This window comes from Streptomyces varsoviensis (assembly GCF_000718635.1).
GTDB classification, from domain to species: domain Bacteria; phylum Actinomycetota; class Actinomycetes; order Streptomycetales; family Streptomycetaceae; genus Streptomyces; species Streptomyces varsoviensis.
Genome location: NZ_JOBF01000036.1, coordinates 15454 through 32407, shown reverse-complemented (window position 1 = coordinate 32407; position 16954 = coordinate 15454). Strand labels below are relative to the sequence as shown.

General features: G+C 69.8%; 18 protein-coding genes and 1 tRNA gene. 11 read left to right on the top strand and 8 right to left on the bottom strand.

The genetic code is table 11. From position 1 onward, the window contains the following. Window positions 1-111 precede the first annotated feature (111 nt). From IF55_RS33600 to IF55_RS33585, 4 genes are all read left to right on the top strand, one after another. A complete protein-coding gene (locus IF55_RS33600) occupies window positions 112-1722 on the top strand; it encodes a glycosyltransferase family 39 protein (RefSeq protein ID WP_078645694.1) in 1611 nt (536 codons plus the stop codon). 116 nt (window positions 1723-1838) lie between these two features. Then, entirely contained in the window at window positions 1839-2459 is a 621-nt protein-coding gene (locus IF55_RS33595) for an HhH-GPD-type base excision DNA repair protein (protein WP_030886417.1), read from the top strand. 329 nt (window positions 2460-2788) lie between these two features. After that, the gene (locus tag IF55_RS33590; protein WP_003955420.1) at window positions 2789-3085 is read left to right on the top strand and encodes a type II toxin-antitoxin system VapB family antitoxin; all 297 of its coding nucleotides are present in this window, start codon (window positions 2789-2791) and stop codon (window positions 3083-3085) included. Between the two features lie 224 nt (window positions 3086-3309). Beyond that, complete coding sequence (locus tag IF55_RS33585) at window positions 3310-3963, top strand: LytR C-terminal domain-containing protein (protein WP_037966028.1); 654 nt, start codon at window positions 3310-3312, stop codon at window positions 3961-3963. Between the two features lie 161 nt (window positions 3964-4124). Here the strand turns inward: IF55_RS33585 and upp are convergent, their stop codons facing one another. Next, window positions 4125-4760 (bottom strand): uracil phosphoribosyltransferase, encoded by a 636-nt coding sequence (gene upp / locus IF55_RS33580; RefSeq protein ID WP_030886410.1) that lies wholly within the window; start codon window positions 4758-4760, stop codon window positions 4125-4127. Between the two features lie 400 nt (window positions 4761-5160). On the opposite strand from upp, the gene IF55_RS41045 reads away from it, so the two are divergent. The 4 genes from IF55_RS41045 (at window position 5161) to IF55_RS33565 (ending at window position 7020) form a co-directional block, all read left to right on the top strand. Further along, the gene (locus IF55_RS41045; protein WP_398243695.1) at window positions 5161-5406 is read left to right on the top strand and encodes a hypothetical protein; all 246 of its coding nucleotides are present in this window, start codon (window positions 5161-5163) and stop codon (window positions 5404-5406) included. A gap of 232 nt (window positions 5407-5638) precedes the next feature. Further along, window positions 5639-6160 carry a tRNA adenosine deaminase-associated protein gene (locus IF55_RS33575; RefSeq protein WP_030886407.1) on the top strand — a complete coding sequence of 174 codons (522 nt, stop codon included), beginning with the start codon at window positions 5639-5641 and terminating at the stop codon, window positions 6158-6160. A 136-nt stretch (window positions 6161-6296) separates the two neighbouring features. Beyond that, entirely contained in the window at window positions 6297-6863 is a 567-nt protein-coding gene (gene tadA / locus IF55_RS41040; protein ID WP_398243693.1) for a tRNA adenosine(34) deaminase TadA, read from the top strand. 67 nt (window positions 6864-6930) lie between these two features. Further along, window positions 6931-7020: transfer RNA gene (locus IF55_RS33565), tRNA-Ser, on the top strand. Window positions 7021-7255: 235 nt separating this feature from the next. Here the strand turns inward: IF55_RS33565 and IF55_RS33560 are convergent. The 4 genes from IF55_RS33560 to IF55_RS33545 form a co-directional block, all read right to left on the bottom strand. Beyond that, the gene (locus IF55_RS33560) at window positions 7256-7558 is read right to left on the bottom strand and encodes a hypothetical protein (protein ID WP_030886398.1); all 303 of its coding nucleotides are present in this window, start codon (window positions 7556-7558) and stop codon (window positions 7256-7258) included. A 92-nt stretch (window positions 7559-7650) separates the two neighbouring features. Further along, the gene (locus IF55_RS33555) at window positions 7651-7977 is read right to left on the bottom strand and encodes a hypothetical protein (protein ID WP_030886395.1); all 327 of its coding nucleotides are present in this window, start codon (window positions 7975-7977) and stop codon (window positions 7651-7653) included. A 137-nt stretch (window positions 7978-8114) separates the two neighbouring features. Beyond that, window positions 8115-9944: an FG-GAP-like repeat-containing protein gene (locus IF55_RS33550; protein ID WP_030886393.1), complete on the bottom strand. Its 1830-nt coding sequence runs from the start codon at window positions 9942-9944 to the stop codon at window positions 8115-8117. 66 nt (window positions 9945-10010) lie between these two features. Next, window positions 10011-10730: a hypothetical protein gene (locus tag IF55_RS33545; RefSeq protein WP_030886389.1), complete on the bottom strand. Its 720-nt coding sequence runs from the start codon at window positions 10728-10730 to the stop codon at window positions 10011-10013. A gap of 291 nt (window positions 10731-11021) precedes the next feature. Between IF55_RS33545 and IF55_RS33540 the strand changes: the two genes are divergently transcribed. Together IF55_RS33540 and IF55_RS33535 are read left to right on the top strand one after the other, a co-directional pair. Further along, the gene (locus tag IF55_RS33540) at window positions 11022-12116 is read left to right on the top strand and encodes a hypothetical protein (RefSeq protein ID WP_030886386.1); all 1095 of its coding nucleotides are present in this window, start codon (window positions 11022-11024) and stop codon (window positions 12114-12116) included. Between the two features lie 42 nt (window positions 12117-12158). Then, the gene (locus tag IF55_RS33535; protein WP_030886385.1) at window positions 12159-12644 is read left to right on the top strand and encodes a hypothetical protein; all 486 of its coding nucleotides are present in this window, start codon (window positions 12159-12161) and stop codon (window positions 12642-12644) included. 68 nt (window positions 12645-12712) lie between these two features. Here IF55_RS33535 and IF55_RS33530 read toward each other — a convergent pair whose 3' ends face one another. Then, window positions 12713-14242, bottom strand: coding sequence for an NHL domain-containing protein (locus IF55_RS33530; protein WP_030886382.1), 1530 nt, complete (start codon window positions 14240-14242; stop codon window positions 12713-12715). A 466-nt stretch (window positions 14243-14708) separates the two neighbouring features. On the opposite strand from IF55_RS33530, the gene IF55_RS33525 reads away from it, so the two are divergent. Then, a complete protein-coding gene (locus IF55_RS33525) occupies window positions 14709-15260 on the top strand; it encodes a hypothetical protein (protein WP_169767308.1) in 552 nt (183 codons plus the stop codon). Window positions 15261-15549: 289 nt separating this feature from the next. Here the strand turns inward: IF55_RS33525 and IF55_RS41545 are convergent, their stop codons facing one another. Then, window positions 15550-15816 carry a DinB family protein gene (locus tag IF55_RS41545; protein ID WP_398243691.1) on the bottom strand — a complete coding sequence of 89 codons (267 nt, stop codon included), beginning with the start codon at window positions 15814-15816 and terminating at the stop codon, window positions 15550-15552. 220 nt (window positions 15817-16036) lie between these two features. After that, entirely contained in the window at window positions 16037-16861 is an 825-nt protein-coding gene (locus IF55_RS33520; protein WP_030886376.1) for an SAM-dependent methyltransferase, read from the bottom strand. Window positions 16862-16954: the final 93 nt, after the last annotated feature.

Below are 16954 nucleotides of genomic sequence, written 5' to 3'. Positions count from 1 at the left end.
GAGGGAGCCCCACGGCGCGCGTACGTACACGCGGACGCGCACCCGGACGCACATGCGCACGTACACCCGTCGGACATCCGTGCGTATACGCGCTGCGTATAGTCGTCTCTCATGTCCTCTTCCGACGCATCGGCACGCAATGCTGCCCCTGAGCACCACGCGCCCCGAGCGCCGGACTCCGCCCCTCCCGCCTCACCCGCCACGGGACGGCCCCCCGGACGACCGGCCGGACAGCCCGCCGTACGCCCCCTCGCGCGCCCCTTCGCGCGCCTGCTCGTACCGGCCGTCCTCGTACCGGCCGTCCCCGCGCTGCTGTCGCTCGCGTTCGGCCTGTGGGGGCTCGGCCGGGAGCACAGCATGTGGCGCGACGAGGCGGCGACCTGGCAGGTCGCGAACCGGTCCGCCGCCGACATCGTGCGGCTGCTCGGCACCACGGACGTCGTGCACGGCCTCTACTACCTGTTCATGCACGCCCTCTTCGAGATATTCGGCGGCACCCTGCTGACCCTGCGGCTGCCGTCGGTGCTCGGCGTGGTCGCGGCCACCGCGCTCACCGCGGCGACCGGCCGCCGGCTCGCCGGGAACTGGGCGGGGCTCTCGGCGGGACTCGCCTTCACCGTGCTGCCCGTGGTCCAGCGGTACCAGCAGGAGGGACGCTCGTACGCGCTGGTCACGGCGTGCGTGGCGGGGGCGGCCTGGATGCTGGTCACGGCCCTTCAGCGCAAGCGCCGTCGGTACTGGTGGGGCTGCGCGGCGCTGCTGCTGACGGCGGGACTGCTGAACTGGTTCTCGCTGCTCGCTCTGCCGGCCTTCGCCGTGACCGTGGCGATCGCGGCGCGGCGGGGCGCGCGGCGTACGGCACGGGCCTGGGCACTGCCTCTCGCCGTCGTCGTGCTCGGGTCGCTGCCGCTGATCCTCGCCAGCCGCTCCCAGGCCGACCAGGTCTCCTGGATAAAGCCGCCCACGCCCGCGACGCTGATCGGGCTGCTCGCCATGGCGGTGGTCGCCGTGGCCGCCGCCTTTCTGCCGCACCCACGCTCCGGCCCGGCGTCGACGGCCTCGGTGGCCCTGCCGCTGCTGCTCGTACCGCAGTCCGCGCTGGTGCTGATATCGCTGGTCAAGCCGGTGTACGTGGACCGGTACGTGGTGTTCGCGCAGATCGGGGCGGCCCTGATGATCGGCCTGATCCTGGGCGTCGGGGCCACGGCGGCGCACGCGCGGTGGCCGCTCGTACGGCCCTGGGCGCCGATCGCCGCCGTGTGCGGAGCCGCCGTGCTCGCGCTGCTGCCGGTGGAGACGGGGCTGCGCGCCCCGGCGAGCCGGGTGGACGACGTGTTCGCACCAGCGGAAGTGGTCTCGGCGGTCTCCCGGCCGGGCGACGGCGTCCTCTTCCTGCCGGCCGCCCGGCGCGACACGGCACTCGTCTCGCCCGCCCGCTTCGACGGCCTCAAGGACCTCGCCCTCACCGAGTCCCCGCTCCAGTCGCGCACGCTCAAGGGCGAGGAGGGCAGCCCAGCGCACATACGGTCGGCGATCCTGAAGTCCTCCCGGATAGTGCTGATCACGGACGCCAAGCCCGCCTCCGGCGCCGCCCGCCGCGACGCCGCCAAGCGCGACACCCTCGCCGACCACTTCGTACGGAGCAGCGACACGGTCGTACGGGGGCGGCGGGTGGAGGTGTACGAGAAGAAGCAGCCAGCCGGGCGCCCGGTCGGCAGATAAGCCCGGCTTCGGATAAGACCTCGCACATACACATGGTCGTGCAAACTGGGGCAAAGCATCTGAAAGGAGGCAGGGAGGCGGCTCCGACGCCCGGATACGCGGCCCTGGCCATTCCCATGGACATCACCCTTCGGATCGCCCAGGACACCGAGGCCGACGGACTCCTCGGCCGCAGCCCGCTGGCCGCCCTCGTCGGGATGCTGCTCGACCAGCAGGTCCCGATGGAGTGGGCGTTCTCCGGGCCGCTGACCATCGCGCGGCGGCTGGGCGGCGACGATCTGGACGCCCACGAGATCGCCGCGTACGACCCGGACGCGTTCGCCGAACTCCTGTCGGCCAAGCCCGCCGTGCACCGCTACCCGGGCTCCATGGCGGGGCGCGTGCAGCAGCTCTGCCAGTACCTCGTCGACCACTACGACGGCGACGCGGAAGCCGTATGGCGCGGGGTCGACAGCGGCAAGGAGGTGCTCAAGCGGCTGAACGAGCTGCCCGGCTTCGGCAAGCAGAAGGCCCAGATCTTCCTGGCCCTGCTGGGCAAGCAGCTCGGCGTACGGCCGCGGGGGTGGCGGGAGGCGGCGGGGGTGTACGGCGAGGAGGGCGCGTACCGCTCGGCCGCCGACATCACCGGGCCCGAGACGCTGCGCAAGGTCCGCGCCCACAAGCAGGCCCTCAAGCAGGAGGCCAAACGGGCGGCGGCCGAGGCCAAGCGAGCGGCGACCGGAACCGAGAAGTCCTGACCCGCGCGCGGGGCGGCGAACACCGGCCGCGCCACCGGGGCCGCCTCAGCGGCGGCCACGGGCGGGCGCCGGCCGGAGCGGACAGAGGCGGCGGCGGGAACGGACAGGGGCGGCGACCGGAGCGGACAGGGGCGGTGGGGGCGTCCGGCGGGGCAAGTGGGAGCGGGAGCCGGGGGCACCGTCGGCGGACGGCGGTGCCTCGACGGTGGGCCAGGGGCCCTCGGTCACGCCCCTCGCCCAGGCATCGCTCCTGGTATGCGGCCGTTTGTCGGCTTCGCGCTCCTGCGCCATGGCTGCGCCGGGTACCGCTCGCCCGGTAGGCTTTCCGTGTGATCTTCAAGCGCATCGGAAACGGGCGGCCGTACCCCGACCACGGCCGGGAGAGCACCCGCCAGTGGGCGGATGTCGCTCCTCGCCCGGTACGCCTCGACCAGCTCGTGACCACCAAGGGCCAGCTCGATCTGGAAACGCTCCTCGCGGAGGACTCGACGTTCTACGGCGACCTGTTCGCCCACGTCGTGAAGTGGCAGGGCGACCTGTACCTGGAGGACGGGCTGCACCGCGCGGTGCGCGCCGCGCTCCAGCAGCGCCAAGTGCTGCACGCCCGCGTGCTGGAACTCGGCTGAGCGCGTAGGACGCCCCGGCCTCCCCGGCGAGGCCGGCTGCCGGCCGACCGGTCCGACCGCAGCCCGACCGCAGCCCGACCGAGCTGACTTCCCGTCAGGCACTTGCGCATCAGGCCGGTGTTCAAACCGGCATTCAGACTGGTATTGGCCCTTTCGGGTTGGGCTCAACGCCACCCATTGATCATTTAGTAGGCATTGGTACGGGCCCGCACTACGCTGCGGCCATGAGCATGCTCACCCCTCCCGGCATGGGCGGCAAGTACCGCATCACGGGCAATCGCTACCCGCACATGCGGCGCCCCAGAAACCGCCGCAGGATCGCTCTGGCCGTGGTGGGCGCGGTCGCCGCGCTCGGCCTCGTCGGATGGGGGACGGCGCAGCTCATCGGGGTCTTCACGGGCGGGAACGGTACGGCGCAGGCCGCGCCGGGCAAGAGCGAGGACTGCGGGAAGAGCGCGAAGAGCGGCGAAGGCCCCCGCAGCCGCCCGGCGGCGCTGCCCAAGCCCGACGCGATCACCGTCAACGTCCTCAACGCGACACCGCGCGGCGGCCTCGCCAAGACCACCGCGGACGAGCTGAAGAGCCGCGGCTTCAAGGTCGGGAAGGTGGGCAACGCCCCCGCCGAGTACGACAAGAAGGTCAAGAGCAGCGGACTGCTGCTGGGCGCCCCCGCGGCGGCCGACGGGGCGCTCAAGGTGCTGGGCACCCAACTGACGGGCGCGGAGATCAAGAGCGACGGCCGCAAGGGCGGCGACGTCGACCTGATCATCGGCTCGGAGTTCAAGAACCTCACCGCCAAGCAGGACGCCGAGCGGAGCCTGGCCGCGCTGACCAAGCCCCGGCCGACCCCTTCGGCGTCCGCTGCGACGAAGTGCTGAGGCGGTACTGAGGGGGCGCTGAGGGCACGTACGGGCGTAAGCGCGCGGCTGAACCGGGCACGGCGACGGCCCGGACGCGTGGGCGGAACATGGGCGGAACATGGGCGGGGCCGCTCACCGGTGAGCGGTGAACGGCCCCGTAAGCGAACGGCGCGGCCGGACTAGCCGGCGGTCCCGTACATGCGGTCGCCCGCGTCGCCCAGGCCGGGGACGATGTAGCCCGAGTCGTCGAGGCGCTGGTCCACGGAGGCGGTGACGACGGTGACGGGGGTGCCCGCCAGCTCCCGCTCCATGACCTCGACGCCCTCCGGCGCGGCCAGCAGGCAGATCGCGGTGACGTCGTCGGCGCCGCGCGAGATGAGTTCCTTGATCGCCGCGACGAGCGTGCCGCCGGTGGCGAGCATCGGGTCGAGCACGTACACCTGCCGGCCGGAGAGGTCGTCCGGCATCCGGGTGGCGTACGTGGACGCCTGGAGCGTCTCCTCGTTGCGGATCATGCCCAGGAAGCCGACCTCGGCGGTGGGCAGCAGCCGCACCATGCCGTCGAGCATGCCGAGCCCGGCGCGCAGGATCGGCACCACGAGCGGCTTCGGGCTGGAGAGCTTGACGCCGGTGGTGGCGATCACCGGGGACTCGATGTCGACCTGTTCGGTGCGCACGTCACGGGTCGCCTCGTAGGCGAGCAGTGTGACCAGCTCGTCGGCGAGGCGCCGGAAGGTGGGGGAATCGGTGCGCTTGTCGCGCAGCGTGGTGAGTTTGTGCGCGACCAGGGGGTGGTCGACGACGTGAATCCGCATGACATCGACAGTAACCGAGGCCAGAAGGGGCGTCGCTCCCTGGTCAGGCATCGGTGGCGGGGCGTCCGTACGTCGGCCGCGCTGGCATCAACCCGCTGATCGGGGGAAAAATTGCACGAGGAAACAGACGGCGACAGACGGCAGGGGGAAGAGAAAGGGGCGGGAAAAGGGGGAAGGAATGGCGAAAGTGGCCACGTAGGCCCGGTCGGTCGCACCGGGCGGGAACCTCGGCCCGAGGTGGTGTGTCCCATTGGCTGACCGAGAACACCGAGAACAACGGCCGGATGGTCGCCGAGACGATCGGCGGGAAGAAGTCCGGGGCGACATTCGCGATGCGCTCCGGGACCAGATCCGGGAGAAGACCCAGGCTGAAGCCGAAACTCCCGCACTCGAAGACCCCATAGCCCCGATAGCCCTTGAGCCCCCTGAGCCCCCTGAGTCCACCGGAACCCCTGCACAGCCTGAACAGCCCGAAACCCCCGAACCGCCTGAAACCCCCGAATCGGACGCAGACCGGCGGCGCAGACGGGCGCAGTTTCTCCGTGAGCTGAACGAGGCCAAGGAGCTGCGCGACCGGGTGCAGCCGCGCCGGGCCAGGGCCGCCAGGATGCGCCAGCAGATGCGGATGCGTACGTTCCGATGGTGATCAGATGGCGCGCCGCGGGCGATCGGATGCTGATCGGATGATGCGCCGAGGGGCCTCGGAAGGGCGCGCCCACAGGTCCGTACGGGCGGGGCGTGAGGGACATCTCTTCGGACTACTGCACGACGCAGCGCGGAAGACCTCTCGCAACGCGTCGCTTTCTGCCACGATTCCGAGTGGGCGGGGTGCGCTTCCCGTCCAGCCGGCACCGCCTATGACCAGTGGGAGAGTCACGGTGTACTTCGCCGCACTGCTCGCGCGCACCGAAGACGGGTGGCAAGCGAGCGACACAGAGCTCGACAACGTGGAGACGCTGTCCGATCTGGCCGACCTGGCCCGTGAGTCGGCAGTGGACGATGACACGGTCCTCGTGTTCATCGAACAGGAGGACGCGTGGTTCGCCGTCGTGCGTGTGGACGGCGAGGACGATCCACGCGTGTACCTCTCGGACGCCGCCGCGGCCACCCGCAGTTCGTACGGCGCGATGCTCGCCGACGAGCTGCTCGGCCGCAACAACGAGGTGGACGAACTCGACACCCTGGACCTCGACGGCACGGAGGACGGGGAGCCCGAGGCGGAGGAGGAGGTCGACGCCGAGGCCGCCGAGGAGCCGGTGCCGGCGGGCCCGCTCGGCGAGGGCGAGATCCTCGCCGACCTCGGGATGCCGGAGCAGCGGCTGAAGGGCCTCAGCGACGACGCGCTCGGCGAGATCGCGGACATGCTGGGCTGCGCCGAGGTGCTAGAGGCGGTGCGCTGACGGCCGTAGCGCGGGCGTCGCCCACACTGGTGACATGACCGCACCCGGCCACCGGCCCCCCGCCGAGGCATCCGCCGCCCGCCCCTCGGCCGAGCCCGCCGCCGAACCCTCGGCCGAGCCCGCCGCCCAGCCCGCCATCGAACCCTCCGCCGGGCCCTCCGCCGGGCCCTCCGCCGGGCCCTCCGCCGGACCTTTCGCAGCCGACCACGCTCCGGACGACGCCTCCGACGACGCCCCGGACCACGACCCGGTCCGGGCGCCTTGGCGCGCCGCGATGCGGCTGGCTCTGGCGGAGGCGGTACGGGCGCCGGAGACGGGCGACGTACCGGTGGGGGCGGTCGTGCTGGGCCCGGACGGCGCGGTGATCGGGCGCGGCCGCAACGAACGCGAGGCGACGGGCGACCCGACGGCGCACGCGGAGGTCCTGGCGGTACGGGAGGCGGCGCGGGCGGTGGGCGAGTGGCGGCTGACGGGCTGCACGCTGGTCGTGACGCTGGAGCCGTGCACCATGTGCGCGGGCGCGATCGTCCTCTCCCGCCTGGACCGCGTGGTCTACGGCGCCCTGGACGAGAAGGCGGGCGCGGCCGGCTCCCTCTGGGACGTCGTACGCGACCGCCGTCTCAACCACCGCCCCGAAGTGATCCCCGGCGTCCTCGCCCCCGACTGCGCCGCCCTCCTCACCACCTTCTTCCGCTCCCACTGACCCCTCCGGTACCCCCACCGGGTAACCGATTTCGGCCCACGGCCCCCCGTCCGCTAAGCTTCATCTCGGTAGCGTGTCCGAGCGGCCGAAGGAGCACGCCTCGAAAGCGTGTGAGGGGGCAACTCCTCCGTGGGTTCAAATCCCACCGCTACCGCCAGTAACACCCCCCTGATCCGCGGGAACGCGATCAGGGGGGTGTTTTGCGTGTTGCACGTGCAACACAGCGGTGTTGCACAGATGACGTGTTCGCCGCGGCGGACTGCCGCCGAAGGATGGCCGGTCCCCGCGGCCAGAGCTGCGCGCGCTCCACGAACAACTATCCGTAGCCTCACCGCCGGCATCGATCAGTCCTCCAGCCCTGCCAACATCACGGTCCTGCTCGTGTGATGCCGCTACAGGACGGCGATGTGGAACGGCTGCGCCGATTCCTTGCCGTTCGCGCCGGTGAGGACCTGCACCGCATGTGCGTCCAGGCTCTTGGCGTAGACCTCCGTTCCCCAGTTGGCGCTGCTGTGCGCGGTGGCCTGAAGCGCGGCGTGCGTGACGTCGACGGTCTCGGCGACGGTCACCTTGTAGGTGCCCCCGCCGGTCTTCTCCACGCTGAGGATGTTCTTCGTCTTTTCCAGAGTCCCGTCGCGGGCGACCACGGCGGCAGCGCGGGCGTAGGGGGCGTGCATCGGGATGGGATCGGCCATGGTGGGTCCTCCGGACTGCTGTCTTGGCGAGGGTGGCGCTTCTCGTGTTGTGGTGGGCCGGGTGGACCGCGGCGCTGAGGAGGAGGCGGCATTTAGGGCACGATCACGGTGAAGGGGCTGTCCACCCGAGCGGCGCCCGCGTACGTCGTCACACCGAAGGTATGGGGGTCGCCGCCGTCCGCCTGGAGGTCGAGATAGATCTGGGCCGGCACGGAGGGGTCGGCCCGGGCGATCAAGGTGGCTGTCGGCACGCTCTTCTCCAGGTCGACTTCTCCGCTGACCTTCACGGCATAGCTGCCGTCTGCGGTCTTGCGGACCTCGTCGATGCCGAGGGCCCGCAGGATGGTGCCGTCGCCCTCGATCACGGCCGCGGCCTGGGCGTAGGGAACGATGGCCAGTGGGTAGGACGGGTCGCTCACAGCTCGTTGCTCATTCCTTTGTTGGTATCGGCCGTTCCGGCGGGGAGCGGCGCGTCCTCGTGTGGAGAGGGGTCTGTGCCGGGCGTCCGACCAGATGGCAGGGGCCTTTCCGCCGCCGCGTCCGCGGCCTTCGCTGGCTACCGGGTGCGGAAGCGGCGGTAGAGGTTCCGGGCCACGTACACGCCCGGTCCGCCGAAGCCGACGATGTCGAGGCGGCCGTCTCCGGTCACGTCGGCGAGGAAGCGGGGGTGGCGGTCGATGCGCCAGGCGCCGGCGTCGTCGCCGTACCCGAAGCCACGGCAGACCAACTGGGCCTGGTCGAAACGGCCTTCGCCGCGATTGTGGGACACCCAGACCCCCTCGTCGCCGAAGCCGACGATGTCGGGGGTGCCGTCGCCGGTGACGTCGGCGAGGATGCGGAGGTGCTTCTTGCCCGTCCAGCCCTGGCGGGCCCCGAAGTCGTTCAGGACGAGCTCGGCGGGCTCGAACGTGCCGTCACCGCGTCCGCGGGAGATGACGACGCCCTGAGGGCCGAACCCGACGAGGTCCGTCGCTCCGTCGCTGGTGCTCCGGATGAGGAAGCGGGGGTGTTCCTCGACCGAGGTCCACCCTTGATCGGCCCCGAAACTGTCGAGGACGTACAGGGGTTCGGCGAACGTTCCGTCCTCGTTGTGGAGCGACACCCAGACGCCGTCGTCATGGCAGCCGACGAGGTCTGTGCGGCCGTTGCCGGTGGTGTCGGCGAGGAAGCGGGGATGCTTGTCGACCCGCCAGCCCCCCGCCTCCTCTCCATGGCCGAACGCCCGGAGAACGGGCTCGTCGGCGACCGGTGCGAACTTCCCCTCCTCGTCCTGGAGGGAGATCCAGACGCCGTCGTCGTGACAGCCGACGAGGTCGGAGCGGCCGTCGCCGGTGGTGTCGGTCAGGAAGCGGGGATGCTTGTCGGCCAGCCATCCGCCGGCCTGCTCGCCGTGTCCGAACGCCTTCAGTACCGGCTCGCCGCCTGCGGGGGTGAATGTCTTGTCCTCGTCCGGGGTGGACACGCGGACACCGTCGGCGGCCAGTACGACGAGGTGAGGTGTGCCGTCACCGGTCGTGTCCGCGAGGGTCCACAGGTCCGCAGGGTCCGCGGACGGGTCGGGCTGGTGCAAGGTGCGTTCGTCGTCGAAGGTCCCGTCGCCCCTGCAGGTTGCCGTCACGGCCCCCTTCGCGGGCGCCAGTGCGATGATGTCCTGTCGTCCCGTTCCCGTGGTGTCGGCGAGAAACCGCGCACCGAGCCCGGCCCACCCGCCCGGCTGCCCGCCGGCAGGGCGGGTGGCGCTCTCGCTCTTCCAGCCGCCGGCGTCCTGGTCGCTTCCGAACTGATCGATGACCAGCAGCATGTCGCTGTAGGAGGGCGTCGCGTCGGGGGCCGGCCGCAGCGCGGGCGAGCGGACCAGCCGCCAGGACCGGCGGCCGTTCCAGTGGCTCAACGCCCCCCAGCGCAGCACGAGGTCGCTGAGCCGCTCGGGCTCCGCTGGAACGAACCGCCACCGTTGGCTCTCCGCGCTGTCGTCGTACTCGCGCAGCACGGCCCGGGTGTCCTCCTCGCCGGGGTCGGCGAGGTCGAGGACGGCTCGGTCGGTCGCGCCCTCGATGAAGTAGAGGTCGGCTTCGCCCTCGACGGGGACGACGTGCCACTGCTGGCTCTCCCGGCCGGCGGCGGCGTCCCGCTGCCGGACGCCGCGATCCCCGGTGGCGGGGTCGTCGAGCACCTTGCCGCCAACCACGTTACGGATCACGTACGTCTGCTCGTCCTGTGTGGTCGGCACGGGGCTGAGCTGCCACTGCTCCGGGCTCGGCCCGTCATCGGGGAAGTCGCGGACGACGAGGGCCCCCTCCGCGCCCGGCGTGGTCTCGACGCCGAGGGTCTTCCCCGTGGCGGCGTTGACGATCTCCAGCTTCAGTTCTTCCATGGGTACGGGCATCGTGCTGCCCCTTCCGGGCGGTACGGTCGTCGGTGCGGGACGGGTGTGGTGCGGGGTGGCCGCGGATCACGTGAAGACGTGGTGGTACGGGACGTTCCACTCGTTGGGCAGCCGCGGGTAGAACGTGTTGATGACCGTCCCGGTGAAGTCCCCGCCCCAGTTGTAGGTGAGGCGCACCTCGCTGTCGGCCGTCACCGCGTGGTCCTTGAAGCCGAGGATGGCGTCGGGGTGGGTGATCGGCACGAACGTGATCCCGCCCCACGGTGTCACGGTGACGACCCAGAGCTGGGTGTCCTCGGGCGCGCCGTTCTTCCCCCGCCACTTGTCGCCGACCTTGTCGGGCAGGCCCACCTGGACGGCGTCGGCCGTGCTCTTCGGCGCCTCCTGGTGGACGGTGATGCGCCTGCGCTGCGGCTTGGGCGCACCGTCGTCGCCGCGGCCGGCGTCGGTCTCACCCGCGCCGGCGGGCTGGGGCGAGACCTGGCCCGAGGCGCTCTCCAGCACGTACAGCGGGCGCTGTCCGAAGAAGCCGGCTGGAGTGACGTACCAGAGGTGGCCCTGGGCCTCCTTGGTGTCCGGGTCCAGCGCAGTGGCCAGTTTGACGCCCTCATCGTGGCTCTCCTCGCTCAGCGCGGCGGGCCGCAGATAGCCGCCGTTGAAGGCGTGGACGAGCATGACCGGCCGGTTCTCGACCAGCGCCGCCACGATTGCGTTGTCGTAGCTGTTCACCGCCACCGGGCCGCCGACCACCAGGTTGGACATCGTCGTGCGTTCTTGGGTGTACATGGCGGATACCTCACCTGTTTCGCATGCGAAGGGTAATTTTTTGGCGTCCGAATCAAATACGCCGCTCACGCCAAGGAGTGAGCCAAAGCTACCCAGGGGCAGGCCCGATGAAAAGCCATCCATGAAGTTAAGTGCGGCCGCTGGGCCTATATCACTCGATTGAGTGCGATGCACGGGAGGGGCTTCCAGGCCGATGGTAGCGGTGGTAATTTCGACTGCTGGAAATGGTGCGCACTTCTGTTTGCAATTCACTGAGCCTGGTACGGTCGGGATTTAGTTGAGGACGGATACATGCCTTCCAACGCGTATAGCCTGGAGCAGGCCAAGCGCCAGCCGCTGACCAAGAAGAACCTGCGGGAACTCAACATCGAGCAGAACTGGCAGGCCATCCTGGACCACCCCAACCTGGTCTATGTCGACGACTACGGCGTGCAGCACAAACCCGTCGGGTTCTCCGTGAACAAGTCGAGCTTCGGTACTTTTTCCGGCACCGCGTCCCAGAGGGGGTGGTTCGCCTACATGAATCTCGGGGAGCCACTGATCGAGGTACGGGGCAACATCGGCCAGCCACCGCCCGACACCTTCTCCTCACGGACTTACGTCAATCGCAGCCAGACCGAAATGAACTTCACCGACTCGGTCGACTTCACCGTGTCGAATGGGGTCACATGGTCACTTCACGGGGACGCCAAACTCACCTTCGGCGGCAGCGTCGGCGCGTCACTCCAACTCCAGTTGCAAAACCAGCTCCGCATGGACCTTCAGTCGCAGCTCCAGTCGCAGTCCCAGAACGAGACGGCGAACCGGAACACCGACACCACGACCAAGAAGAACAGCAAGGACAGCCAGGGCACGGACACCGCTCACGCCACCGAGACGTCCACACGGAACTCCGCGTCGAACTCCTCGTCGAACACGGTGACGAACTCAGTGGGGTTCACCACCACGGGCAGCGCGACCGGCAACGCGTCCCTCAACGCCCAACTCGCCCTGGGAATCGCGGCTACTGTGGGCGGCTCCCTGACCACCAGTTGGGCCTCGAAGTCGCAGATCTCCGGCAAGGTCCCGCCGAACTCCCGGGTGGAGACCCTCGTCACGCAGCGGCGCACCCGCAAGCAGTACGTCTACGAGATCCCGGTGACCTTCTCCGGGCTGATCGCGGTGCAGTACGACGTCCCGGCGCCGGAGCTGTCCCCTCCGCAGCCCGGGAACTACCCCGGCATCCAACCGCTGGTCGCCCGCGACATCGGCGACATCGAGCTGGCACCGGGCGGCTTTCGCATGCAGGGGCTGGCCGAGGTCGTCTCGGCCCTCGAAGTCCACCACACGATGCTCGACGGCGAGAGCCTGGCCCTCAGCCAGCAGACGCTGCACAAGCAGCCCTGACCGAGCGGCACCGCGCCGTGATGACGAGCAGAGGAGACGACCATGGTGTTCGATAACATCTTCCGTACCGCGGGTCAGGGCGCGGGGATCTTCTCCGTGTCCACCGACCGCACGAGGCCCCAGCCCGGCGAGGACGTCGACTTCGAGGATGCCGACGACGGGACGTACGACGACACCAGCACCATGCTGTTCAACAACGCGATCCACGGTGCCTCCTCCCGCGCGAAGATCGTGCAGGAGCAGTCGCCCGAGGCGCGGGTCCTCCTGGGTCTCCTCGGCTCCTTCATCGAGAGCACCCAGGCGTCCGCGGACGCGCAGGCCCAGTACGCCCAGGATCCCGGCGCAGTGGCCAAGTCGGCCTCCGCCGGCATGCAGGAGGCGAGTGCGACGGTGACGGAGCACAGTGACCTCCAGAAGGACGAGGACCTGAAGAACAGGCCGAAGAAGAGCGACTACACCAAAGCCCCCAAGACTCCGCAGTCACCGAAGGCCACCGAACCAACCGACGAGGACTCGGGCGCCCCGTAAGCAACGGGCCGGCCAGGGGCAGGGTCAAGACACCCTGCCCCTCCCGTGCATCACACGCACCGCATGCGTCACACGGGGAGCAATTGCCACTGCCGTTCCCGGTGGTCGCCCTCCGCCTCGTGCTGCTTGATCGCCGCCCGGGCATTGGTGTCGACCCGCAGCAGCAGACCGCTGTGCCTATTCGCGATCTCGAACACCTGCGGGCCGTCCGTCGCCGAGTCCACCGGGATCAGCCGCCAGTGCTGGTGATGCGCGTCGTCGCCTTCGTAGGCGCGCTGCGCGACCACCGCACCCGCCATCTGCTGGGCTTCGAGCACCTCCAGGACCTTGCCGCTGCGCACATTCTCGAAGCGGTACAGAGCCTCGCCCTCGTCCTGGCCCGCCGAGACCAGCCGCCACCGCTGGCTGCTCCTGGAGGAGGCGAGCGACTGGTGGACCTCGGCTCCGTCCCTCAAGGACTCGCGCTGCACCGCCATGCGCAGCCGACTGCGGACGTTGGCCCAGGAGACCACCGTGCCCGAAACGGGCAGCACGACCACCTTCGACGGCTCGATCCTCCTGACCCGGTCGTTGACGTGGTCGGCGATGTAAAGGCCGCCGGCTCGGTCAACAGCCAGTCCGAACGGATTGTTCAACTGGGCCGAGGCGGCCGGGCCGTCATCACCGCCGAAGCCCGCAGCGCCCGTACCGGCGACCGTACTGATCGTCCCGTCGGCCACCACCCTCCGGACCCGGTGGTTGTACTGGTCCGAGACGTAGAGGCCGCCGGAACCGTCCACGGCCACCGCCACGGGGGTGTTCAACTCGGCCGAGGCGGCCGGGCCGTCGTCACCGCCGAAGCCCGCAGCGCCCGTACCGGCGACCGTACTGATCGTCCCGTCGGCCACGACCCTCCGGACCCGGTGATTATCGGCATCGGCGATGTAGACGACGCCTTCGCTGTCCACCGCCACCGCGTACGGATGGTTGAGCTGGGCCGAAACGGCCGGACCGCCGTCACCGGCGAAGCCCGGGACGCCCGTGCCGGCGATCGTGCTGATCGTTCCATCCACCGCCACCTTCCGCACCCGGTGGCTGTTGTACTCAGCGATGTAGACCGCACCGACGCTGTCCAACGCGACCCCGTACGGACGGTCCAACTGGGCGGCGGTGGCGCGGCCGCCGTCACCACTGAAGCCTGCCGCGCCAGTGCCCGCGAAGGTGCTGATGGTCCCGTCGGCCGCGACTTTCCGGACCCGGTGGTTGCCTGCGTCGGCGATGTAGAGGGCCCCGGAAGGACCCAGCGCCACCTCACGAGGGCAGTTGAGCTCGGCCGAGACAGCAGGCCCGCCGTCACCCCCGCCGCCCGCCCCTCCCGTCCCCGCGTACGTACCGACCTTGCCGTCGGACGCGACCTTGCGGATCCGGTGGTTGCTGAATTCGGACAGGTACAGGGTGCCCGCCCTGTCCACCGCCACCCCGTACGGATGATTCAACCGAGCCGACAGGGCAAACCCCTCGTCCCCGCTGAAGCCCGCCTCCCCGGTCCCCGCGACCGTGCTGATCGAAGGGGCCGGAAGGCCCTCGCCACCCGTGCCTGTCTCGACGGCAGTACTCATCGTTGTCCCTCCACCGTTCGCCCACCCGCAGCCCTTCGCGGGTCCTCGCTGCCGGCCACCTGGCCCCGGCCGGCTGCACATAGCCCGCACCACCGAGGCACCGGACCACCGGTGGTGCGCTGCTCCCATGCTGGGGCCCATCAGCCCCCGCCCGACCCGCCGATGGGCAAACCCGCCTTTCGAGTGGTCCAGTGGCACTACCAACCAAGCCGGTACCTGCCGACACACCCGACACACGGCCCACGGCAGTGCACGCCCGTGCCGCCGACGTGCCTCCCCCCTCCTCACCTCGCGCTTTCACGAGGCGGGCCGTCCGGTTGTACCGGCCAGCCCCGAGGCTTGATCCACAAAGGAGTAACGTAATGCCGTTCTCGGGGCCCCGGCCCCGATGTCGCCTCGTGGGGGAGCAAGGTTGCGTTTCGCTGGCAAGGCCGTTGTGGCGTCTCTCGCCGCCGCCGTACTCTCCGTGTCTCTGACGGCGTGTGCCGACTCCGACGAGAAGACAAAGGAAGCTGTCGAGCCCGCCGAATCTTCGTCACATTCCCCGGAAGCGGGGGCCAAGGCCCAGGACAAGAAGCCGCCCAAGCCGAAACGGGTGGCTGATCCCGAGAAGATCATCGCGTCCATGAAGGCGTTCGACAAGGAAACCTGCTCAATGGACCAGGGGACCGCGTGTGACGAGGCCCCCGGCGAAGTCGCCGCCCTGGGCCAACCCGCCGCCTACGACCCCCGCAAATACACCAAGTCGTTTACGTTCGAGGGCGGCGTGCTGAAAGTGGCCACTTCTCTTCCTTCCGGTGCCACGAAGGCGAACATGGAAATGGCCGACATAGCGGGTTTCCACTACGGCTCCGCCTACGAGTGGTCGGCGCTGATGCCCGAGGAGCACCGGAAGAACATCAAGGCCGTCAAGGCCGTCGAGATCGTCCTCGACAACGGTCTCACGGGTGATCGGTGTGAGGGCGGAGACGAGGGCGCCGTCCCACGCTGCCGGAAGATCCCTAACGCGTTCAAGTAGGGCAAGTTGGTTTCGTCAGACAGGTCCCTCCCGTTGTTGCCGAGAACCGACCCACTTCAGTCACTTACCGTGACCACTTCTCGCTAATCCGAGCCGACCTACTTCCACCCAGAAGGCGACGAGACGCCACGAGCGGGCCGCCCGACGACAGGCATAGCCTCAGCAGGAAGGCCGCGGCCTCCGCGGTTCGCGGAGCCTCCAGACGCCAGTCGCGGCATGTGCTGCACGTGCAGCACAAATCCCGTTCGAGCAGGGCTGAGGAGGACTGGGCTGGATCGAATTGGGGGTCCTATCGATTTTCAGGTGATCGCTCGGCCCGGACGCCGCGCCGGGAACCCCGATACGCCCCTTGGGGTGCCCGACCCGGGGCAACTGCACCCATGTGGCGTGCTCGGGGCAGAACGGTTGTGGCGCGGCCTACCCCGGTCGTCATCCTCCGGAACGTCGGCCGCTCCATCTCGGCCAGGTGGCTCACCAGTCCGAGCAGCGGCATCGTCGACGGCTCAGCGGCGCGCCGTGCCAGGGCTTCCGTGTCGGGACTCGCGCACCTCGCCACCAGCGTGAGGCGTTGCCGGCGCAACGGCTCGGCGAGCGTCGCCCGCTCGTCGCTCGCTCGCCGCCCGACCTCGGCCCGTTCTCCTGCGGTTCGTCGTCGGGCGATTCGTCGTCGGGCGGCTTGCCGCTATCGGGGGGCTTGACGTCCGCGGTGAGCGTGTCGGCTCGCCGAGTCGTTGCCATGGCGGCGTCGGCGGGGGCGCCTGTCGGTGGCGATGTGGCTACGACGCCTTGCGCGCCGTGGCCACGAGGTAGCCGAACTCCGGCTGCAGGGACACTGGGTGCACCAGGACCTCGATCAACTGGCGGGCCTCGTCGCCGAACTGTTCCTCCAGGGCGCTACGGTGCTCTCGCGCGCCATCGGCCATGAGTCCCAGCGTTCGCTTGGTGTGCTCACTGACGTCCAGCAGCTCGTCCAACTCCAGGCCCGCGCCGGTGATCAGGTCGCGGTAGCCGTCGATGCTGGGAAGGTCGACGATGGCGAAATTCGCCTGCGCGTCGTCGAGTGCGTCCTGGTACTCCGGCTTGGTGGGTTCGTGTTGGCACGTGTCCGCGATGACCAGTCGGCCGCCGGGGCGCAGCACACGCTTCATCTCCGCCAGCGCTTGGGAACGCTCCATGTGCATCAGCGATTCGAACGCCCAGACCGCGTCGAACGAGTCGTCCGGATAGGGCAGCGCCATCGCGTCGGCGTGATCGAACCGGACGCGATGGGAAAGGCCCGCCGCCGCGGCGCGGGCGTTGGCCTCCTGCGCCTGTCCTGAGTTGATCGTGACACCGGTGATGTCCGCCTCGACCGTGCCGGCCAGACGGAGCGCGGGCATGCCGATACCGCAGCCGACATCGAGCATCCGCTGGCCGGGCTGCAGCGCCAGACGCTCGATGAGCAGGTCGGTGAGCCGATCTGTAGCTACGTCCACGGAACTGTCATCGTCGTCGGAAAGCCAGTAGCCGTAGTGCAGGTTCTCACTCCAGAACCGCAGGAGCATGTGGGTGAACACGTCGTAGAGGTCCGAAACCGGCTGGGTGGTGGCTTTATCAGTCATGTCCTTCTTCTCTATGAGTGATTAGTTGATACGAACGGGCAGGCTGCCCACACCACGCAGAAGCAGCGTGAACTGCCGGTGCACCTCGCCGGT